Origin of the sequence: Empedobacter sp. UBA1574 (assembly GCF_002322895.1) — a bacterium.
Taxonomy (GTDB): domain Bacteria; phylum Bacteroidota; class Bacteroidia; order Flavobacteriales; family Weeksellaceae; genus Empedobacter; species Empedobacter falsenii_B.
In genome coordinates this window covers 63,126-84,814 of record NZ_DCOI01000043.1, presented here as the reverse complement: position 1 = coordinate 84,814, position 21,689 = coordinate 63,126, and the positions used below count along the sequence as shown (strand labels likewise).

The 21,689-nt window shown below is 29.9% G+C and carries 19 protein-coding genes; 8 read left to right on the top strand and 11 right to left on the bottom strand.

Annotation, left to right across the window (positions count from 1 at the left end; translation table 11 throughout):
- Positions 1-22: 22 nt before the first annotated feature.
- Positions 23-718: a YjjG family noncanonical pyrimidine nucleotidase gene (locus B3578_RS14225; RefSeq protein WP_286495339.1), complete on the bottom strand. Its 696-nt coding sequence runs from the start codon at positions 716-718 to the stop codon at positions 23-25.
- A 51-nt stretch (positions 719-769) separates the two neighbouring features.
- Here B3578_RS14225 and B3578_RS14220 point away from each other — a divergent pair, with 51 nt between their 5' ends.
- From B3578_RS14220 to B3578_RS14205, 4 genes are read left to right on the top strand one after another with little or no spacing between them, the layout of a single operon-like run.
- A complete protein-coding gene (locus B3578_RS14220) occupies positions 770-2,029 on the top strand; it encodes a lipopolysaccharide biosynthesis protein (protein ID WP_291049752.1) in 1,260 nt (419 codons plus the stop codon).
- Positions 2,022-3,158 (top strand): glycosyltransferase family 4 protein, encoded by a 1,137-nt coding sequence (locus B3578_RS14215; RefSeq protein WP_291049749.1) that lies wholly within the window; start codon positions 2,022-2,024, stop codon positions 3,156-3,158. Before B3578_RS14220 ends, B3578_RS14215 begins: the two co-directional genes overlap by 8 nt.
- Positions 3,155-4,402 carry a polysaccharide biosynthesis C-terminal domain-containing protein gene (locus B3578_RS14210; RefSeq protein ID WP_280049013.1) on the top strand — a complete coding sequence of 416 codons (1,248 nt, stop codon included), beginning with the start codon at positions 3,155-3,157 and terminating at the stop codon, positions 4,400-4,402. Before B3578_RS14215 ends, B3578_RS14210 begins: the two co-directional genes overlap by 4 nt.
- 2 nt (positions 4,403-4,404) lie before the next feature.
- Positions 4,405-5,208: a class I SAM-dependent methyltransferase gene (locus B3578_RS14205; protein WP_291049743.1), complete on the top strand. Its 804-nt coding sequence runs from the start codon at positions 4,405-4,407 to the stop codon at positions 5,206-5,208.
- On the opposite strand, the gene B3578_RS14200 is transcribed toward B3578_RS14205, so the two are convergent.
- Positions 5,205-6,080, bottom strand: coding sequence for a polysaccharide deacetylase family protein (locus tag B3578_RS14200; RefSeq protein WP_280051190.1), 876 nt, complete (start codon positions 6,078-6,080; stop codon positions 5,205-5,207). The genes B3578_RS14205 and B3578_RS14200 overlap by 4 nt on opposite strands.
- Positions 6,081-6,186: 106 nt before the next feature.
- Here B3578_RS14200 and B3578_RS14195 point away from each other — a divergent pair, with 106 nt between their 5' ends.
- A complete protein-coding gene (locus B3578_RS14195; protein ID WP_185144150.1) occupies positions 6,187-6,882 on the top strand; it encodes a class I SAM-dependent methyltransferase in 696 nt (231 codons plus the stop codon).
- Here the strand turns inward: B3578_RS14195 and B3578_RS14190 are convergent.
- The 6 genes from B3578_RS14190 to B3578_RS14165 form a co-directional block, all read right to left on the bottom strand.
- Positions 6,856-7,743, bottom strand: coding sequence for a hypothetical protein (locus B3578_RS14190; protein ID WP_291049739.1), 888 nt, complete (start codon positions 7,741-7,743; stop codon positions 6,856-6,858). The genes B3578_RS14195 and B3578_RS14190 overlap by 27 nt on opposite strands.
- Positions 7,740-8,969, bottom strand: a complete 1,230-nt coding sequence (locus tag B3578_RS14185) for a polysaccharide deacetylase family protein (RefSeq protein ID WP_280062345.1) — start codon at positions 8,967-8,969, stop codon at positions 7,740-7,742. Before B3578_RS14185 ends, B3578_RS14190 begins: the two co-directional genes overlap by 4 nt.
- A gap of 27 nt (positions 8,970-8,996) precedes the next feature.
- A complete protein-coding gene (gene radC / locus B3578_RS14180; protein WP_291049734.1) occupies positions 8,997-9,695 on the bottom strand; it encodes a RadC family protein in 699 nt (232 codons plus the stop codon).
- Between the two features lie 91 nt (positions 9,696-9,786).
- Positions 9,787-11,469 (bottom strand): glutamine--tRNA ligase/YqeY domain fusion protein, encoded by a 1,683-nt coding sequence (locus tag B3578_RS14175; protein ID WP_125349536.1) that lies wholly within the window; start codon positions 11,467-11,469, stop codon positions 9,787-9,789.
- 129 nt (positions 11,470-11,598) lie between these two features.
- Entirely contained in the window at positions 11,599-12,123 is a 525-nt protein-coding gene (gene rimM / locus B3578_RS14170; RefSeq protein WP_280049017.1) for a ribosome maturation factor RimM, read from the bottom strand.
- 24 nt (positions 12,124-12,147) lie between these two features.
- Positions 12,148-12,675, bottom strand: a complete 528-nt coding sequence (locus B3578_RS14165; RefSeq protein WP_180905332.1) for a 30S ribosomal protein S16 — start codon at positions 12,673-12,675, stop codon at positions 12,148-12,150.
- A gap of 325 nt (positions 12,676-13,000) precedes the next feature.
- On the opposite strand from B3578_RS14165, the gene B3578_RS14160 reads away from it, so the two are divergent.
- From B3578_RS14160 to B3578_RS14150, 3 genes are all read left to right on the top strand, one after another.
- Positions 13,001-15,079 (top strand): S8/S53 family peptidase, encoded by a 2,079-nt coding sequence (locus B3578_RS14160; RefSeq protein ID WP_286495331.1) that lies wholly within the window; start codon positions 13,001-13,003, stop codon positions 15,077-15,079.
- An 84-nt stretch (positions 15,080-15,163) separates the two neighbouring features.
- Positions 15,164-15,763, top strand: a complete 600-nt coding sequence (locus tag B3578_RS14155) for an HD domain-containing protein (protein ID WP_219033870.1) — start codon at positions 15,164-15,166, stop codon at positions 15,761-15,763.
- Between the two features lie 33 nt (positions 15,764-15,796).
- A complete protein-coding gene (locus B3578_RS14150; RefSeq protein ID WP_221854295.1) occupies positions 15,797-17,371 on the top strand; it encodes a S41 family peptidase in 1,575 nt (524 codons plus the stop codon).
- A gap of 125 nt (positions 17,372-17,496) precedes the next feature.
- On the opposite strand, the gene B3578_RS14145 is transcribed toward B3578_RS14150, so the two are convergent.
- The 3 genes from B3578_RS14145 to B3578_RS14135 form a co-directional block, all read right to left on the bottom strand.
- Complete coding sequence (locus B3578_RS14145; protein WP_312027047.1) at positions 17,497-18,006, bottom strand: class I SAM-dependent methyltransferase; 510 nt, start codon at positions 18,004-18,006, stop codon at positions 17,497-17,499.
- A 360-nt stretch (positions 18,007-18,366) separates the two neighbouring features.
- A complete protein-coding gene (locus B3578_RS14140; RefSeq protein ID WP_219033868.1) occupies positions 18,367-19,371 on the bottom strand; it encodes an FAD:protein FMN transferase in 1,005 nt (334 codons plus the stop codon).
- Between the two features lie 128 nt (positions 19,372-19,499).
- Positions 19,500-21,689 (bottom strand): PepSY domain-containing protein, encoded by a 2,190-nt coding sequence (locus B3578_RS14135; RefSeq protein ID WP_286495328.1) that lies wholly within the window; start codon positions 21,687-21,689, stop codon positions 19,500-19,502.

Sequence of the window (21,689 nt, the reverse complement as noted above, 5' to 3'; positions counted from 1 at the left end):
TCAGAATTTCTGAACCTTAAGTTTATAAATAATTTCTTACTTCATCTAAATGTGTAATTGTAGGAACATCATCCATCGAAAAATTATCATCTAATCGATCAAAGAAAATCGCTGACATTCCGAAAGCTTTTGCGCCAACAGCATCCGCAATCCAATCGTCACCAATGTAAATTGATTCATCTTTTTTAGCACCAGATTTTTCCATTGCCAAAGAAAAAATACGAGGATCAGGTTTCAAGATTTTGATTTCGTCTGCATAAGTCACCGTATCAAAAAAACCATTTAATTCTGATGTTTCAATTTTACGTTTCGAAACTTCGATAAATCCATTTGTGATAATGTGTAATTGATATTTTGGTTTCAAATAATCCAACAATTCCATTGCTCCATCCACCACTTCATTGTAATTGGTAATCGTTTCCATGTATTCATCTTCAAAAATCTTTGCTAGAGCATCATTATCAATCCCAAGATTATCAAAAGCTTCTTTGAAACGACGAGCACGTAATTCTTCTTTTGTAATTTTTTTGTCACGAATCAAAGCCCAAAGACCTTCGTTGCTATCGTGATAAAATGGATGAAATTCCTCGAATGTAAAACCATATCTATTTTCTACATCATACTTTTTGTAAAGCTCATCTAGCGCGAATTTTGCATTTTTTCTGAAATCCCAAAGTGTGTTATCAAGATCGAAAAAAACGTGTTTTATTGTGTTCATAAATGCAAAGCTAAGGATTTTATGTAGATTTGCTGATGAAGAAAATATCAATTGAAAGCGAAGTTAGAAAAATTTAAAACGAAGAATGCCAAAGGTGTTTTGTCTTTGTTGGTAGGTAACACAATTGCGCAAGTGATTATGTTTATTGGCGGAATTATTTTGGCTCGAATTTATGGTCCAGAAGCATCGGGAACTTACAATGCTTTTTTGAGTTTTGTGGCCATTCTTTCTATTTTGACAACATTTCGTTTAGAGAATATTTTCGTGATTTCGAAATCATCGAAAGCGATTAGAAATTTGTTTACAACCTTATTATTAGTGAGTAGTATTGTAACGATTTTATTCTTTTTGGGTTATGCTATTTTAGAAAAAATTTTCACATTCAAAACCTCCTTATTTATTGTTTTCTTAAGTTGTGTTGCAGGGGTATTTACAGCTTGGAACAATGTACAAAATACGTTGTTTACAAAGTATAAATTATTCAAAAGTATTTCGACTGGATTTGTGATTAATGCGTTGTTTTCGGTTTTTTTTCAGTTCATTTTTTATTGGATAGGCTACAAAGAAACAGGATTGATTTATGGAACAATTTTCGGAACTATTTTGTCTTGTGCATATTATTTTTCAATTACAAAAGGACGATTTTCTTCCATTGACTTTGGGTTGGCTAAACGAACAATTTCTAAGAACAAAGAAATCATAAAATATACATTACCCTCAGAATCGTTGAATGCAATTGCTAACAATTTATTGCCAATTATGATCGCGATTTATTTCTTGAAAGAAGATGTAGCTTTTGTGGGAAATTCAGCTAAAGTTTTGGTTGTTCCTTTGACGTTGCTTTCCAATTCGATGTCGAAAGTTTTCTTTCAGAAATCTGCTGCAATGATTGATCATCGTTCACATCAATTATATGATTTATCGAAAAAAGTGGTGCTGTACAATGTTGGAGCAATTGCTGTTTTTCTTTTGTTGATGAATTGTATCGGAATTTTTATTCTCGAGTGGATGCTTGGACCAGAATGGCGAGGTCTGCATATTATGACGTGGATACTTTCATTTTGGATTTTGTGTCGTTCTGCAATGAATCCTATTCAGCAAATAGTTGTGGTTATCAAGAAAAATCATTACGCACTATACTTCAATATTTATTTGGTTTTCGTCACATTGATTACTTGTGTGATTGGCGGACTAAATAAAAACATACTTTTGACGTTATCTCTATATTCTTTCTTTGCAGGAATGGGCTATTTGGTTCAACTTTACTTTGTAATGAAAGAACTGAAACGTTATAAAAAGTTAGGTGAATAATTCGAGAAAAAATATTTTAGCTTTAGCATCTTGGTATCCGAGTAGAATTTTTTTAGATAATGGAGATTTTATTCAGCGCCATTTACGTTCTATCTCTACTTTAAATAATGTGACGCTTGTTCATGCAGTAAAAGATGAAAATTTAAAATCTAATTTTGAAATAGATGATTCTATCAACCAAAATGTAAGGGAAATAATTGTTTATTTTAAACCATCTTTTTTTCGTCCGTTTAATTTAATCAAACAATTTATAGCTTTTCTGAAAGGAGTTTCTTTGGTTAATAATTTTGATATAATTCATCTCAATGTTGTTTATCCAGCTGGTTTAGTTGCTTTGTTTTTGAAAAATAAATACAAAAAACCAATAGTTTTAACAGAGCATTGGACAGGATTTTCTCCAGAACGTTTTATTTCATTTCCATTTTACAAGAAGTTTTTAATTAAAAAAATACTTAGAAAGGTAGATGTTTTAACGCCTGTTTCAAATGATTTAGCACAGAAAATACTTAAAATTTATCCTATAACAATTGTAAAAATTATTCCAAATGTTGTGGATGTAGAATTGTTTTCGGTAAAAGAAGATTGTAAAATAAAAAGAATAACTTTTTTACATCTTTCGCATTTAGAAAATGAACATAAAAATATTTTAGGAATGTTGAATGTTGTTAAAAAGTTAGTTGATAATGGCTATGATTTTGAATTTCAGATTGGAGGAAATGGAGATTTAACTTTGATTAATAATTTTGTTGAAGAAAATAATTTGTCTGCTTTTGTAAAATCTTTTGGGCGATTACAACATTTTGAAGTGAATCAAAAGATGAAAAATGTGAATTGTTTTGTACTTTTTAGTAATTATGAAAATCAACCTTGTGTACAAATAGAAGCTTTTGCTTCGGGAATTCCTGTTATCGCAAGTGATGTTGGTGGAATTAAAGAATTTATGCCAAATAATTTTGGATTTATTGTGAATAAAAATGATGAATCAGCACTTTATAAAGCAATGGTTGAGGTGATAGAAGGTTATGAATTTGCAACAGCAAAGGAATTAAATAATTATGTTTTGAATAATTTTTCTAAGGAAGAAATTGCTCAACAATTTGATGATGTCTACACGAAAGTTTTAGAATGAAAGATTTAATCAAATTCATACAATCCTTTTTACAAAACAATGGTTTTTACGTTTTTTTATCTTTTGTGGTAGAAAAATTAGTGATGTTGATTAATACCATTTTCATTGTAAAAATGATTCCTCAAGATGAATTTGGTCGTATAACACTTATCGCATCTATCATTGGGTTTGTTACGCCATGGAATGGATTAGGTTCATTACAGGTTTTGATGAAATTTGGTGCTGGTGAAGAAAATGAACAAACACGTAAAGACCTAAGTCGAAAATTATTTAGAAATGGTGTTATTAATCAGCTTATTTTATGTAGTCTTTTTATTGTAATTGCTAATTTTTATGCCATAAAATTTGATCATTTATTGTGGATTATTCTCTTGTTTTCTGTTCGTCTTTTGGGCTTATTTTTCCAATCACATCTTACAATTGATTATCGTATAAATGGTTTTAATAAAAAGTTTGCTTCATTAAATATATTGATTAACTGTTTGGGACTGATTTTTACATTTTTCTTAACCATCAACTTTGGAGCAATTGGTTATATGATTTCGCTGGCGATTACACCTTTTATTAGTTTATTTTTCTATTCTAAAACAATTTTACAACAATCAATAAGTGGTTTAAGTGAAATGAATTGGAAAATGATGTGGAAATATGGAAGAATGGAATCTTTGGCTTATTTCGCTTCAGAGTTATTGTTTTCGATTGATATTGGAATGATTGCGATTTTTATGACAGATAAAGATATTGCTTTGTATAAAGTTGCGATTCTTTTGCCTATGAATTTATTATTTATTCCGACTATATTATTTCAAACCGATTTTCCTCGAATTATTAAAAATAGTCAGAACAAGGATTTTCTGAAATTTTATATAAAAAATTATTATAAGCTATTCATTCCTATAGGAATTAGTATTCTTTTAGGAAGTTATTTTCTTAGAGATTTTATAATCGAGTTATTTTTCAATAAAAGTTATTTAACTGGTGGTACAGTTTTTTTTATTGCAACAATAGCAGTTGTTTTAGCAATGTTGTTTAGAGTATTATACATTAACTTGAATAGTACAATAGGAAGATCAGATTGGAATGTAAGAGTATCAATCCTCTCAATTGTTTGTTTAGTTATTTTTGATGCGCTATTAATTCCTTTTTATGGAATAGAAGGAGCAGCTTTAGGTATGTTAATAACTTTCTTAATTTCTGGATTATACGCATATTATTTGTTTAATAAGTATTTAAAAAATATTTAAAAATGTCATTATCAAAAAAAATATCAAAATTTATAAATGGATTTTTTCAAATTTGTAAGAATCCTTGGTTATTAAATATTATCATTGACCAAAATGAAAATTGGGAAAAGAAAACGCCAAATCATTATAAGAAAGGACTAAATCAAGTTTCTTTAGATCAATTATTTCCAAATTTTGACGGAAAATTAGATACAGTTGCTTTTTTAGATGACGGTTCTTTGATTACAGATTTATTACTGCTGAAAAATGCGTGTAAAGAATTTGAACAATGTAAATATTTCGAAATTGGAACTTGGAGAGGAGAAAGTATTGTTAATTTGATTGATGTTGCTGATGATTTGAATACGTTAGATTTAGATACAAAGGATTATAAAACGTATAACTTTTCACAAGATTATGAAAATGCACATGGTTTTTTTATAAAAGATAAATCTAAAATAAAACAACATTTAGGAGACTCGACTAAATTTGATTTTTCAGGATTGAATAAAAAATTTGATGTAATTTTTATCGATGGAAATCATCGTTTTGATTTTGTAGTTTCGGATACAAAAAATGTTTTTGAACATCTGATTCATGAAAACTCTATCGTTATTTGGCATGATTATGCATTCTCGCCAGAAAAGATACGTTTTGAAATATTGAATGCAATTATAAAAGGAGTTCCTAAACAATTTCATAAAAATCTATATCATGTAGAAAATACAATGTGTGCTATTTATACACCAAAGAATTATGAAGGAAATATTCTTAAACTTTACGATAATCCAAAGAGAATTTTTTCTATAGATTTAAAAATTAATTAATGAGAAACAACATGCTTCTGTAGTAGTTTCTGAATATAAAATTTATAACGATTCTTTTTTATAAAAATTGCTGGGTTAGAAATACAATTATCCATCGGAAGTCGCTGAATATTTGTTGAAATCTCATCGTTTTTTATTCCTGCCGTACCAAATGTAAAATCGGATTTTATAGTATTAAAAAAGTTTATAGAAACTCCATCATCTGTAAAAGGAAAAGAAAAAACTCGATAATCCAAATTAAACTTTTGTTGGATAAAATCTAAACTTTCATTTGTCTCTATAAGTTGTTGTTCAAAAGAAATATCGCGATAATAAGGATGATTCATTGAATGTGCGCCAATTGTAAAGCCTTGATGAATTAATGCTTTAATTTCATTTTCATTCAAATAAATTTCAACATCATTTAGTTTTATTTCTTGTTTTAAAATTAATGAATTAATTTTTTTAAGATCATGAATAGAATAATTTAAAAGTTCTTTTTTAAGGTTATTGTCTGTAATGTTTTCTAAAATGAAAGCAACTTTATACCGATAAAAAACTTCTTGATTGTCAATAAAATTTGGATTGATAAAAAAAGTTGCATCTAAATTTCGTTCTTTTAATATTGGAGCAATTATAGAGTAACATTGTTTCAAACCATCATCAAAACTAAGATGAAAGTAATTTTCTTGAGGAATAGAACCATTTTTTTCGTATAAATCAATTAATTCAATCATAGAAATATTGACATAATTTTTCTGAAAAAAATCTAATTCACGTTGAAATTGATCAATAGATTTTAATGGATATAATTGATCGATATGAATTAATCTTTTATCTGAAACTGTATGGTAAAAAGGAAATATATTTTTTTTGAATAAATTTAATATCATAAAATAGCAGTCTTAACGTTTGTAAGTAATGAATGCAATTAAAACATTTTATAAAAAAATATTTTCCGAAAAGATAAGAATTAATAATAGAAAAAATTTAAAGAAATTGAATGGATTATTTCTGAAAGGAAATAATTTTTATTGTAATTGTTGCGAACAATCTTTTTCTAAGTTTTTGGATAAATCAAACGGTATAGATAACCGAGAAAATGCTGAATGTCCAAATTGTGGTTCATTAGAAAGGACAAGAGTTTTGTTAGAGTTTATAAAAAATGAAACAGATTTATTGGTTAAACCGAATAAATTATTGCATATTGCTCCAGAAGACGCATTGAAAAATATTTTTAAACAGACCGATAATTTACGTTATATCAATGCTGATATTAACATTAATCTTGCTGATGAAGAAATGGATATTACTTCAATAAATTATCCTGATAACACATTTGATTATATAATTTGTTGTCATGTTTTAGGGCATATTCCAAACGAAAAAAAGGCAATTGATGAATTGTTTCGCGTTCTAAAAAAAGGAGGAAAAGCTTTGATTCAAACTCCTATTCATCCAATAAATAATACGTTTGAAAATGCTGAATTTAAGACAGAAGAAGAACGATTAAAAAATTATGGCGAAAAAGATTTATTGAGATTGCATGGACAGGACTTTCAAGAAAGATTAAAACGTGAAAATATAATTGTCGAAAAAATAGATTATCGAAATAAAATTGATCATAATTTAGCAAAGAAACTTTCTGTTGGAAATGGCTATCGTGAATTAATTTTTCTTTGTCAAAAAGTCTAAATTAGAATAGTTTGTATAATGATTTTTTATAGCACCAAAACCTTGCATAAATTTAGCTATAGAAGGAATCATAGAACCTTCGAAATCAAGTGTTAATTCTGAATTAGAAAAGTTTTTGATAATGTAATCTATTATGTAAGCTGATCCAAAATTACTTTTTGAATTCTTATTTCTTGCAAAAGCAAAATTATAAACTCGATTTTTAGAAATCATGATTAGTTGACAACCAATTAAATTTTCTTCTTGATCAAAAATTTCATAAATATTAATAATTTTTTGATTAAATAAACTTTGAATTTTTTCTTGCGAATAGTTTATTAAATTATTTGCGATCAAATATTCATAAGATGAATTTATTTTGAAAAATCGATTTAATTGAGTAACTTTTTCAATGTTATAATTGGATTTTTCTACTTTACGAATTTCATTTTTTCTATTTCTACTGTAATTTGAAAATAAAATTTCATAATCTTGATTCAAATCTAAAATATAATTAACCTTTTTCTGTCCCTTCGGTTCAAACATCTCTGTATTTTCCTCATTAAAAGCATAAGCTCTCACTAAATTTCGATGTAGTTTTTTCTCAAAAAGTTGAAAAGTTTCTTTTGAGAAATTTTCTTGATGAAAAACTCCTAATTGTTGACAATAAATTGGTTGTGTAATAAATTTTATACCAATTTTTTTTGTATATGGCAAAGGCATTATGGCTTCATAGTCATTTAAAACGTAACAATCCCAATTGTTTTCAACTAAAGCATCTAAATAAAAAACTTCTGCATAAATGCGGTAATTCACCGATCTGTTGAGACATTCGGTGTATTTATTAACATCTAATTTTTTTCGAGAAACTCTTTTTATCATTCAAAAATACTTTCGTAAACTTTTCGCCATTCAGCCCAATCTTCGTTCAAGTTTGATTGGTGGAATAATGTTATAAACGTTCCGTTTGTGGCTTTAATTGTTTGTTTCAATCGTTTTATTTCTTCTAAAGCCTGTTGTGGTGTTAATTTTAAATAATTTTTCAATGTAACATCCATTGCGACAAAAGGATATATTGTTAACAATGTTTGTCGATTTGTTGATAAATCAAACCATTTGAATGGAGTAGAAGTACCAGCTCTAAAGCCTAATTGATGTGGGAATCCCATGGTGTAATCTTCCGAAATTTCGTTTATTAACAATTGTTGATAAGTGTATGGAAAGTTCAATTTAATGAAATGTTGACGTGATTTTTTTATCGGTTGATTGATGATTTTTTCTAATCGATTAATTTCAGTTGTTAATTTATTTTCTTCAAAATTAGATTGATAAGAAGGATGAATTCCAATTTTTGCCCAAGTTGAAATGTTATTCATTAAATCTTTTTGAGCATTATTTTTCCAATGATGATTTTTATCGAAATTTGAATAATCACCCAATAACCAAAAGAAAACTGTTTCGATTTGATGTTTTTCAGCTAAATCTTTCAAATAATCAAATGTATCATAAGGATCTTTTTCTTTCTGATTTAAAATCTTGATTTGCTGTTTTGCTTCCGAAAAATTTCCTTTAATAATTTTCTTAAAAAGTGAGCCAAATTTTACTTTAGTAGAATGATTTAGGTATTTCCATGTATAATCAACATCATGTGTATTAATCTGTTTTAATACTCTCTGTTTAAAATAAATTTCAGAAAATTTAGATTTTATCTTTTTTTGAATTTCAATACAAATTTCATCTACAATTGGCTTATAATAATCTAAATCCGAACCTAAAAAACGATCATGTTGATCAAATTGTTCTGGTTTTGCAATGTATTCTTCATAACGAGAAAGCCAAAAAAAACATTTTCCAAATTCATTTAAAATTGAATAATCAATATCTTTTCGAATAGTTGTTTCTAATAAAATATCATCAACTTTATAATTGATTTCATTTTCTAAAAATTGATTTGAAAAGTTGATTTTTGGTAAAATTGATTGTGAAAATTCTTCAAAATCTGTAGTCGTTTTGTAGTCAATTCCAGAAAAATCATGAAAAATAAAATCAAAAATATATTCAATTCGATTTGTAATTTTCTCTGTAAATATGATGATTTCTTGACTCAAAATAGTTTTCAATAAAGCTTAAAGATATCAAATTAGACCATCATCCGCAAACGAATAAAAATCTTTTTGAGAAACAATAATATGATCCAAAACTTGAATATCCAAAAGCGTAGCACCTTCTTTTATTTTTCGAGTAATATGTATGTCAGACTGACTTGGAGTGAGGTTTCCAGAAGGATGATTGTGAGAAAGTATCACTCCTGTTGTCATTAATTCCAAAGCGCGTTTAAAAATCACTCGAATGTCGACAGCCGTTTGATTAATTCCTCCACGCGAAATTTGCTCAGTTTTGATGATTCGATTTCCTTGATTGAGGAACATTACCCAAAATTCTTCGTTTGGTAAATCTCCAATTTGTTGCTGTAAAATGATGGCTGCATCTTTACTCGAAGTAATTTTATAACGTTCCAAAACCTCTTGCGAATTTCTTCTTCTACCAATTTCCATTGCAGTGATTATCGAAATTGCTTTTGCTTCTCCAACTCCTTTGAATTTGCATAAATCTACAATTGAATATTTAGCTAATTCATTCCAATTATTATTCGCAGAATTTAAGATTCTTTTTGCCAATTCTACAGCCGATTCTTCACGATTTCCGCTTCCCATGATAATCGCTAACAATTCTGCGTCAGAAAGCGATGAACGTCCTTTTAAAGCTAATTTTTCGCGAGGACGATCATCTTCATTCCAGTTTTTTATCGAATTTTTATTCTCTAAGTAATCCATTTATATAAGGGATTGATTTTGTATTTTACAATATAATAAAAAAAGCTCGAACAAATTTGTTCGAGCTTGATATTTAATGAAATAGTTTTTTTTATTTATTGACTTTTGCCCAAGTATCTTTAAGGGTAACTGTTCTATTGAAAATTAACTTTTCTGTAGAAGAATCACGATCTAAAGCAAAATATCCAATACGTTGAAACTGGAATTTATCCTCCACTTTGGCTTCTTTCAAAGCAGGCTCAGCAAAACCTTCTTTTACAGTTAAAGAATTTGGATTGACAAATTGTAAAAAGTCAACATCTTTCTCTGCATCTGGAGATTCAACTGTAAATAAACGATCATATTCGCGAACTTCGATCGGAATATTCTCTGTTGCAGAAACCCAATGCAACGTACCTTTTACTTTACGTTTAGAAGCTTCAGTTCCACTTCCAGACTTCGTTTCAGGATCGTAAGTTGCATAGATTGTTGTGATATTTCCTTCAGCATCTTTTTCTACTCTTTCAGCTTTAATGAAATATGCACCTTTCAAACGAACTTCGTTTCCTAATGATAAACGGAAGAATTTTTTAGGCGCTTCTTCCATAAAATCTTCACGTTCGATGTAGATTTCTCTTGTGAAAGGAACGATACGAGTTCCAGCTGTTTCATCTTCCGGATTATTCTCAATTTCTAATTCCTCCACTTGTCCTTCTGGATAATTTTCGATTACCACTTTCACTGGATCAATAACAGCAAAAACACGAGGAGCAATTTTATTTAAATGATCACGAACAGAGAATTCTAATAACGAAATATCCAATACATTATCACGTTTTGCAACACCGGCTGTATTCCAAAAATTCTTAATCGATTCTGGCGTATAACCGCGACGACGCAAACCTGAAATAGTAGGCATACGTGGATCGTCCCAACCTGTTACAACTTCTTCTTGAACCAATTTCATCAACTTACGTTTACTTGTAATCATGTACGAAACATTACCACGAGCAAATTCGCGTTGTTTTGGTTTTTGAGGTTGATTTGGTAGTTCCACATTGTTCGCGTACCATTCGTATAAATCGCGATGATTTTTGAATTCTAATGAACATAATGAGTGTGAAATTCCTTCGATATAATCAGATTCTCCATGCGTCCAATCGTACATTGGGTACATTTTCCAAGTGTCTCCAGTACGGTGATGAGGACGTTTCAAAATACGATACATAACAGGGTCGCGCATGTTCATATTAGGAGAAGTCATGTCTATTTTTGCACGTAAAACATGTGTTCCTTCTTCAAATTCTCCCGCTTTCATTCGTTCGAAAAGATCTAAATTTTCTTCAACAGAACGATTTCTATAAGGAGATTCAATTCCTGGTTCAAAAGGTGTTTTACGTTGTTCATTAATCACTTCTGAAGACTGGTCGTCGATGTACGCTTTTCCTTCTTTAATTAATTGAACAGCCCAATCGTAAAGCTGCTGGAAATAATCAGAAGCATAGCGTTCTTCAGCCCACTCGAAACCTAACCATTTCACATCTTCGCGGATAGAATCTACGAATTCTTGCTCTTCTTTGTCAGGATTAGTGTCATCAAAACGTAAGTTTACAGGCGCATTGTAACGCTGTCCTAAACCGAAGTTTAAGCAGATTGCTTTTGCATGCCCGATATGCAAATAACCATTTGGTTCTGGTGGGAAACGAAAACGTAAATTTTCTTTCGGCATCCCGTTGGCTAAATCATCTTCGATGATTTGCTCAATAAAATTCAATGATTTTTTTTCTTCTTCCATTTTTTAATTACGATTGAGTTTGCAAAGGTACGAAATTGACAATAAATATAATGTCGAAAATTCCGGATTTTACAATTAGAAAAATTCAATCAAAAAATAGAAGTAAATAAATGATTTATAATGGATAAGTTACCCCAAATAAATTTCCAATAATCCGTTTGGAATTTGGATAAGCATTGCTTTTTCGTTACGATTAACTTCTAAGATCCACTCATCAATCATCGGGATTAAGATTTCTTTTCCGTTTGCATCTACTTCAAAATAAGCTTGTGCAGCAGAATCGTTAACAGATTTTATCGTTCCAACTTCTGTATTTGTTTGATCATAAATCGTGAAACCAACAATTTCGTGGTAATAAAAATCTGTTCCAGAAAGTTCTGGTAATGATTTTAGAGGTAAATAAAGTTCGCGATTGATTAATTTGTCGACATCTTCGTCTTCAACATCTTCAAATTTTACTAATAATTTTGTGCCTTGATAAGGCTGAGAAGTTTCGAAAAAAAATGGAACCAGTGTACCATCTTGCTCGATGAACACTGCTTCCAAAGTATCGTATAATTCTGGTTCGTCTGTATCCAAGTGAATGATTAAATTACCTTTGAAACCATGTCTCTTTGTAACTTTACCTAAATAGTAGCAATCATTTTTTGTCATTTGGAACGTCTCTGAACTTAAAAATTATTCTTCTGTAGCAACTTCTTCAGTTGTACCTTCTGCTTCTTCAGCAGGAGTTTCTTCAACTTGTGCAGCAGCTTCAGCTTCCTGAGCAGCTTTTACACGAGCTTCATTAACAGCTTTTTCAGCTTCTAATGCAGCAGCTTTAGCAGCAGCAGCACCTGAAGTTAAACCGTCTTTTTTAGCTTGAACTTTTTCACCTTTAGCTTCTAACCAAGCGTCGAAACGTTTGTCAGCTTCTTCTTGAGAAAACGCACCTTTAGCAACACCACCTAATAAGTGTTTTTTCATAAAAGCACCTTTGTAAGATAATAAAGCTTTAGCAGTATTAGTTGGCTCAGCACCAGTTTGTAACCATTTTACAGCAGAATCAACATTTAATTCTACAGTTGCAGGGTTAGTAATTGGGTTGTAAGTACCTAATTTTTCGATGAAACGACCATCACGTTTTGCTCTTGAGTCAGCAACTACGATGTGAAAGAATGGTTTTCCTTTACGACCATGTCTTTGTAATCTAATTCTTGTAGCCATAGTATAACTAATTATTTTGGGAACTCGTCCCGTTTTACAAATTTGAGGTGCAAATATACAAAAAAATAATAATATGAATTAGAATTAGTATTCAGATATTAATTCTAATTTTATATAAATCAATTTCATGAAATATTTAACATTAATGATACTTACATTATTATTGTCATGTAAGACCAATTCTACTGAGCTTAATAAGAAAAATGATATAGACTCGGTGATTATTAATGATGACCATATTAAAATTAATGATACACTAATTATAAGAGATTCAACAATAACTCCTTCAATAATTAGTGAATAAAATTACATAAATAAACATAGTATGAAGAAAACATTTATTTTATTATTTACATTATTTGGATTGTCAGCTTCTTTTGCGCAGGATAATAATGCGATTTTTTATAAAAAACTGGAAGAGCAGCAATTAAAGAATGAACAGAAGTTTAATAGTCTACAGAATAAGAATGCTAAATCTGTAATTGTAGATCAATCAAAAGGAATTTCTAATCTCGCAGGTTTTATAGAAGATTCACCTTTTTTTTACCAAACTGATGATATTAGAGCAAATACAGGAGCGGGTATTACTGAGTTACAAAATGAAGGTATTAATGGTTTTGTTTTGAATGGGAAAGATGTTAGTGTACTAGTAATGGACGGAGGGGCAGCGCTAGGAACACATATTGAGTTTAGAGATCTTGATTATGGAAATTCAAGCAGATTATTTGATACCGAAAATGGAGCAACTGCAATATCTGATCATGCAACTTCTGTATCAGGTTTTATTGCAGCCGAAGGTAGAGCTTCATTTAATGGATACCCACAATATGCAGCTAAAGGAGTATTAACAAAAGCTAAAATAAAAAATAGCAGTTTTAATACAACAACAAATGGAAACAATATACAGAAGCTTTTAAATGCAAAAGAAAATTTATCTAATCATTCTTATGGTGTAAATTTAGGATGGGATAATTATTATTCTAAGACAGATAAATTAGGTCCTGGATGGTATTTTAATATGACAAATTATCAAGATTTAGTTAAGGACGCCAGTGCTACTTTGAGTGGATCTTATTATAGTTCTGATGCTGATTTTGACAAGACGGTTTATAATAATCCAAATTATATTGTTGTTAAATCAGCAGGTAATTATTATGGTTCGGGACCAGATGCCTCTGATACTAATCCAAAATTCCAATACAAAGATGGGATTTGGACACCTTTTACTGCATCGGAAGTAATACCTTCAAAAAATTGTATTAATGATGCATATTGTATTGGTTGGGGGTCATTGGCTAAAAATATCATTGTTGTAGGAGCGGTTAAATTACCGAATACTACTGATTATAAATTTACGACATTAACAAAAGATAATAGAGCAACATTTTCAAGTGTTGGACCTCGTAAAGATGGAGCAATTAAACCAGATATTTCTACTTATGGAGATTCTTTGATTGCTCCTTCATATGACTCATCAAATCCTACACAAAATAATGTATTTATTATAGGAAGTGGTACATCTTTTTCTGCACCAATTGTGACGGGGGCAATGGGAATGTTGACTCAGTTACAAAGATTAGTAAATAATAATTCTACATTTACTTTTTTTGGAGATGAAGCTAAAACACTACTTTTACATACTGCTGATGAGGCTGGAGATAATGATGGACCAGATATTTATTTTGGTTGGGGATTATTAAATACTAAAAAAGCAGCAGAGGTTTTATTAGATGATACAAAATTGTTTGAAAGAAAATCAAAAGTTTCAGGTACAGATATAGTGTATGAAATAACTTCCGATGGAACACCTTTGAAAGCAAGTATTTCCTGGATAGACCCAGAAGCAGCTTATTTTAAAAATATAAATGATTTATTTTATAATCAGTCTTCAAGATTGATTAATGATTTTGATTTAAGAGTAGTAGAAAGTTCTACAAATGTTACTTATTTTCCATGGAAATTAGATTTAAATAATGTTACTGGTCCTGCAATCAAAGGAGATAATACAGTAGATAATTATGAACAAGTTCTTATAAAGACTCCAACAAAAGGAGCAAAATATAAAGTTATTATTTCAAATAAAGGAAATTTAATAGATAACGCAGGAGTTAAAAAGAATCAGGATGTTACTGTATTGATAACAGGTAGAACAACTGGAGCTCTTAATACAGATGAGTTAGCTGTTGATAAATCGATTTCTGTTTATCCAACATTAGCAAAAGATATTGTAAATGTACAGACAACTGAAAAAATAACAGTTGTAGATATTTTTGATATGACCGGAAAAAAAGTTTCGTCTTCGGATAAGAAACAAATTAATATTTCAAATTTACCGACAGGTGTTTATATTATTAATATCAAAACAGATAAACAATCGGTTTCTAAGAAAATTGTAAAACAATAGAACAGTATTTTTTCTATTAATTTAAAACTTCAATAACATTGTTATTGAAGTTTTTTATTTTAGCGTGAAATAGATTATTAAAAAATGAACAAACAAGAAATACTTATTCAGACACAAGCTTATATCAAAAAAACTTTTTTAGATGAAGGAACAGGACACGATTATTTTCACATAGAACGTGTGGTGACAAATGCGAAGAAGATTTTAGAAACTGAAAATGCAGATTCTTTTTTGGTTGAATTAGCAGCTTGGACACATGATATCGGTGATTATAAATTGCATAATGGAGTTGATAAATCGGAGGAATTAATTAGAAAATTTTTAGAATCAATTCATGTAGAGGAAGAATCAATTCAGAAAGTATTGGAAATAGTCTCGCAAGTTTCATTTAGTAAAGGAAATAAACCAACAACTATCGAGGCTGAAATTGTGCAAGATGCTGATCGTTTAGATGCAATTGGAGCGGTTGGTATTGCGCGTTGTTTTGCATATGGCGGAAGTGTAGGTAGTATTTTATATAATCCGTACGATAATTCGAAAGACGCTTCTAGCGTGCAACATTTTTATGATAAATTATTTAAATTAAAAGAGTTGATGAATACCAAAACAGCAAAAGAAATTGCTTTAAAACGTCATCAGTATATGGAAAATTTTATCGAAGAATTTTATCAAGAAGTGAAATAATATTGTAACTTATTATTCATTTAATTATCCTTAATGCAACTAAAATTTACTCTAATTTATTTGTCACTTTTATTGATATGCAGTTGTGCTTCTGTCGAGAAATATAATGCAGATATTGATAAAGAGATTCCTGCGAATAAATTGAAAAAAGATGTAGATTTTGTTTATAAAAAACTAAAAAGATATCATCCAAAATTAGATTTATATACTTCTCAAGAACAAATTGATTATAAATTTGATAGTCTTAAAAAGTCAATTGATAAACCATTGAAACCAAATGATTTTTATGTCAAGTTTTTTCCGATTTTCGAAAGTTTAGAACATGGTCATACAGATATTTATCCGATATATAAACGATTAGAAAAGAGCAAGGAAAAAAAATACAAAGAATCTAAATCTGCTTTTAGTGATTATAGTTTTTTTTGGCAAAATGATTCAGTTTTTTTAGTGACAGATTACAGTAAAATCAATCCGATTAATCAAGGTTCAGTTTTGCTTTATATAGATAGTGTTTCTACAAAGTATTTATACGATAAATATAAAAAAAGTATTTATGGAGATGGTGAAAATCAAACTTTTTCGGATAATGTCTTTAACCGAACTTTTCTCAATTATTTTACTTTAGAAAATGGAATTAAAGATTCGGTTGAATTAACTTTTAAAATGGGGAATTCAATCATCCGAAAAAAAACATTTCGTACCTATCCAAAACCTAAAAATGATAAGATTTCAGAACTACCAAAAATTACAAAAGAGCAGAAAGAAGTTGAGCGAAAAGTTAGGATAAAACAAAAGAAATACGGCTATTCTAAAAGTTCCAAAACCTATTCCAAAGATTTGACTTTTCCTACGAACGACAGTACGATTGCGGTGTTAAAAGTAACTGATTTCAGGAAAGGAAAAATACGCGAACTATATAAAGAGGTTTTTACGGATATCAAGAATCATAAAGTTCAAAATTTAGTTCTTGATCTTCGCAACAATGGTGGTGGTTACCTAAAAGATTCGCACTATTTATACGCTTATTTGGTCGATGATTCCAAGGCATTTTTAGGTGAAAAAATCGTCGCGAACAAAACCTCTTTTGGCAAGTCGTTGTACAATCTTTTTCCCGTTTATTCCTATCCGTTGCTTTGGTTGGGATCGGGTTATACTTATTTTTCGACGTCAAAAAATGCTAAAAATGAATACGAATTGCACATGCCTTTTTCGCATGTCAAAATAGATAAAGAGCTCGTGTATCACCACAATTTGTATGTCATTATAAATGGTGGTTCTTACTCTGCTTCGGCGTTGATTTCGGCTAATCTTCAACTAAAAAATCGAGCATTTTTTGTAGGTGAAGAAACGGGAGGAGATTTTAATGGAACGGTTGCTGGGTTGATGCCAAAATTTACGTTGCCCAATTCCAAACTCAAAATTTCGGTTGGTACAGTTTATCTTTCTCCTATTGAAAAGCGAGATGAACAGGCGCATGGTGTTTATCCAAACCAAGTTATTCAACCTAATTTGCAAGATAAAATTAAGCGTACGGATGCTGAACTGAAATGGATTTTAAATGATATTAAAAAAGGAAATATCGAATACAATAAAGCTTTAAAAATATAAAATCATCTCCTGAATTAAGGAGATGATTTTTATATTTTTAGCGTTTGAGCGGGCTATTCGTTACAATCTTTTTTGTAGACACCGCGTCTACAAAAAAGGATTTCCACTACTATCCCTAACGCATTTTATTTTTTGTTGAAACTACAAAAAATAAAGTTCTGAATCGTATCAAATGGCGTTTTATGATCAATTGTAAAACATTCTATTTTCTCAAAATTAGCTTCAAAAGTTGAGGTTAACGACGTTTCATCATTTTGTTTTATTTCCAAACCACTACATTTTAATGGTCCATTTGTCGAAAAAGTTCCAATAACCATTTTTCCTTTTACAGCTTTCGAGACCAAATTTTGGTACTTTTTGATGTCATTTTCTTCTATTAAAAAATGAAAAACTGCTCTATCGTGCCAAATATCGTATTGTTCTGTAGGTTCAAATTCGGTGATATCAGCAACAATCCAAGTTACTTTTTCTGCATTATTTCCTAAACGCTTTTTTGCTCTTTCCAACGCATTTGCAGAAATATCCAAAACAGAAATATTTTCATATCCTTCTTCCAATAAAAAATCGACCAACTTACTATCTCCACCACCAATATCAATAATTTTAGCTGTTTTATCAGCTCCAAAAGAATGAATAAAATTTAAAGAAGTTTCTGGTTTTTCTTGTGTTCAACTCACTTCTTCTGGAGTTTTTACTTCATATATATGTTCCCAATGAGATTTTTTATTGTCGTTCATAGCTTTTGTATTTTGTTTAGGTGCAATTTCGACTTTTTATTTAAAATGAAGCATAACAAAAATTACAGAACTGAGTCTATTTTTTCTATAAAAAACACCTTTTACTAAATATAATGGTTATTATACACTTAAATAATTTAAGCTAAATTATTGATATTGCGAAAGTGCTGTTTTGGATAAATAAAATTGATTCAGAAACTTCTTTGTAAGGAGCATTTTTACGTTGAAACTGCATATCTAAATCACCATTTTTAAGTGTTATTTCTCAAGTTTTCGTTTAATCTTCTTGTAGTTTTTTGAACGAATAATTTTTCCTTTATCTGTAATCAAAAGAGCAGCGTAATCTTTTTGTTGATTGATAAAATTCAATCCTTTTTCTTTTCCTAAAACCATGATAGAAGTGCTAAAACCATTACACATTTCAGCATCCGTCCCAATAACTGTAACCCCTGTTAATCCTGTTGAAGGATAACCAGTTTTGGGATTAATAATGTGTGAATAGCGAACTTCATCAATCAAAATAAATTTTTCGTAATCACCAGAAGTCGTAACAGCAGCATTTTTCATTGAGAGAATATCCAACATTTTATGTCGATTAAATGGATTTGTAATTCCAATTTTCCAAGGTTCTCCATTTGGTTGATTTCCCCAAGTTGTCATATCACCAGAAGCATCAATTATACCCGCTTGTATTCCTAAGTCTTGCATGAAAGTTCGTGCTTTTTGTGCTGCATAACCTTTTCCTGTTGAACCAAAACCGATTTTCATTCCAGCTTTTTTTAAGAATATTGTTGAATTTTCTTCATCTAAAATAATGTTTTGATAACCGATTTTTTCGATGGCTTTTGAAATCTCTTCCTGAGTTGGAATCTTTTCCATTGAACCATCAAATTTCCATATTTTGTCCATTGCCGCAAAGCTAATGTCAAAAGCACCATCGGTTAGTTGCGAAAAATAAATCGCACGCTTTGTTAAGTCAAAAACTTCTCGATCTACTTTTATCGCCTTTATTCCTGCATTTTGATTGACAAGAGAAACTTGCGAAGTTGGTTTCCAGTCAGAAATCAAATTCTCAATTCTAATCATTTCATCAATTGCTTTATTGATGTTTTTTTCAACGGAAATAGAATCGGAATCAACCAATGTAATTTTGAATTTACTTCCCATTAAAATTGTATCTCTAACTCCAACCGTTTGAGCATTCATCGGAGTTAGAACATACAATAGTATAAAAGTGAATATATTTTTTAGAATGAATTTCATTTTGGTTTATTCATTTGTTATTCTGAGTTTATCGAAAAGTATAAAGCTTAAAGATACCTCGACAAGCTCGGTATGACAGGTATTAGGTTATTCTGAACTTGTTTTAGGATTGCATCAAAATTATTTTTCTAGTAACAATCCGTCAAAAATTGCCCATTTGTTTTGAATTCTTCGAATGATTTATTCAAATGTTCTTGACAGATTTGTTCCAAAACTTTCTCTACATCATGTTGCATTGTGAGAGCACCACAAATCATAAGAATTCCACCATTTTGTAATGTTTCAGCAAAGAATTTAGCATCACGATTGACTAAATCCATCACATACTGTTTATTTTCTTCACGAGAAAATGCAATGTGAAATTGACTCAAATGATTCGTAAAAATTTGTTTCGTAGCAAATTCTTGATAAGATTTTGTTGTTTCATTATCATGTCTGAAACCACAGTATAAATGCGTTTCAATATTTTTTGAATTCTCATCAATCATCCCAAGAAAAGGTGCAATTCCTGTTCCGTTTGCAATCATCACAACTTTTGAAGCTTTTGGAAATCTAAAGGCTTTATTTTTTACAATTCGAGCTTTAATCGTAGAATTTTGAACCAAATTATATAAATATTGAGAACCTAATCCAAACTCATGCAATTTTACAATTAACTGTAATTTATTATCTACTTTTCCAACCGAATATAAGCGTTCTTTGTGATCACTTTCGGGATAAATTGCTAATAAATCTCCAGATTTGAATTTCTCTTTTACATCTAAAATAACTTTAAATGTAGCATCTTCTTGTGTGATTTTAGTGGTAGAAATAACCTTAACATTTTTCAGTTCTGGTGCTTTTCCAACATACATCGCAGGCGTTGTTGCTAACGGAATATCTGTCGTTTCTTTGTATGCAATGACCCAATTTGTGAATTCTTCCGGCGATTTATCATTTACTGTTTTCAAATCCAATAATTGAGTAGCCCATTTTTGATCATTCAACCATTTGTCAACTTTAACTGCATAGCCACAATAATCTGAATATGCTCTTGATCCAAATCCTACAACAGAAAATTCGATGGATTGGTTTTGTGGAAATTGTGTGATTAATTGTTCAAATTTCTTAGCATTCGCAGGCGCATCACCAATTCCATAAGTTGAGGTAAAAATGATGAGTTGTTTTGCTTTTGGATAAATTTCATATTGATTCATCTGAGCAATGAATGATTTTTTTCCGTTTGCTAAAAATTGCTCTTGAATTTTTGAAGCAAATCCAACAGTTGCACCATTTTCTGAACCAACTAAAAGGATAATTTCAGCTTCGTTGGCTTTATATTTATTTTTGCCAATTTTCGTTTTTGTACGTTTGAACGTAATTACAAATCCTGACCAAATAAAGAATAAAATGTTAAGCGAAGCAATTCCTAAAATCGCTGCCCAAATAACATTGGTGCGACCTGTATGTAAATCGATATTGAATTTTTCTACAATTGCTGAATAAGGATTCAACGATTCTGAAATAATCGCTCCATTTACTTGATTAACCGAAACCGATTTTTTTCTTAAATGAACGATAAATGGTTCTGCTTCATCATCTGGAATAAAAGGAAATTCAATCTTTTCAACACTACTTAATTTTGTGTTTTTGAAGAATTCAATGTCTTTTAAATCTTTTGGTTGTAAATTTTCTTTGACTTGATGCTCAATTTCTTTTGGTTGACCAACTAAAGGTTCTAATCGCGCTAAGAAAATCAATGTTCCTGTTAATGCAATGATTAAAACTGGAATTAATAACCAACGTCCAGTTACAACATGAAAATATTGTGAAAAGGAGTCTTTGTTAACTTTTATAAAGAAATTTAGAATTCCTTGTTGACGTTTTACGATTAAGATTAATCCACTTATTGAAATTAACATCAATAAAAAAGATACGACACCAACAATTGCTCGTCCTGTTTCTTTTAGAAATAATGAACGGTGCAAGGCTGTGACCCAATTGATGAAATCACTTTTTGGAACAATCTCACCAATCTTTTTTCCTGTTGTAGGATCAATGTAAGATTTGATCGAATTTCCATCTTCGTCCATCGCATCAATTGTCACAAAATCATTGTGATCAACTTTTACTTCTATTATTTCAAAATAATGCTCGCGCAAAGTTGGTAAAACTTGCGCGAGTGTTATGTTATCGAAATTTTCTACTTTGTATGCGGGCGATTTTTCGTTTATTGCATCAACAGCCAAAATTACTCCTGTGATAGATAGAATAACTAAAAATGCTGAAGATAAAATTGCAAGACTCAAATGCGCATATCTCCAAATAGATAATGTCAT

Bases quoted from the DNA above. Each gene is read 5' to 3' on its own strand.
- B3578_RS14225 (WP_286495339.1), bottom strand. From the start codon at position 718: ATGAACACAATAAAACACGTTTTTTTCGATCTTGATAACACACTTTGG.
- B3578_RS14210 (WP_280049013.1), top strand. From the start codon at position 3,155: ATGAAAGATTTAATCAAATTCATACAATCCTTTTTACAAAACAATGGT.
- B3578_RS14205 (WP_291049743.1), top strand. From the start codon at position 4,405: ATGTCATTATCAAAAAAAATATCAAAATTTATAAATGGATTTTTTCAA.
- B3578_RS14200 (WP_280051190.1), bottom strand. From the start codon at position 6,080: ATGATATTAAATTTATTCAAAAAAAATATATTTCCTTTTTACCATACA.
- B3578_RS14190 (WP_291049739.1), bottom strand. From the start codon at position 7,743: ATGATAAAAAGAGTTTCTCGAAAAAAATTAGATGTTAATAAATACACC.
- radC (WP_291049734.1), bottom strand. From the start codon at position 9,695: ATGGATTACTTAGAGAATAAAAATTCGATAAAAAACTGGAATGAAGAT.
- B3578_RS14175 (WP_125349536.1), bottom strand. From the start codon at position 11,469: ATGGAAGAAGAAAAAAAATCATTGAATTTTATTGAGCAAATCATCGAA.
- rimM (WP_280049017.1), bottom strand. From the start codon at position 12,123: ATGACAAAAAATGATTGCTACTATTTAGGTAAAGTTACAAAGAGACAT.
- B3578_RS14165 (WP_180905332.1), bottom strand. From the start codon at position 12,675: ATGGCTACAAGAATTAGATTACAAAGACATGGTCGTAAAGGAAAACCA.
- B3578_RS14160 (WP_286495331.1), top strand. From the start codon at position 13,001: ATGAAGAAAACATTTATTTTATTATTTACATTATTTGGATTGTCAGCT.
- B3578_RS14155 (WP_219033870.1), top strand. From the start codon at position 15,164: ATGAACAAACAAGAAATACTTATTCAGACACAAGCTTATATCAAAAAA.
- B3578_RS14150 (WP_221854295.1), top strand. From the start codon at position 15,797: ATGCAACTAAAATTTACTCTAATTTATTTGTCACTTTTATTGATATGC.
- B3578_RS14140 (WP_219033868.1), bottom strand. From the start codon at position 19,371: ATGAAATTCATTCTAAAAAATATATTCACTTTTATACTATTGTATGTT.
- B3578_RS14135 (WP_286495328.1), bottom strand. From the start codon at position 21,689: ATGACATTATCTATTTGGAGATATGCGCATTTGAGTCTTGCAATTTTA.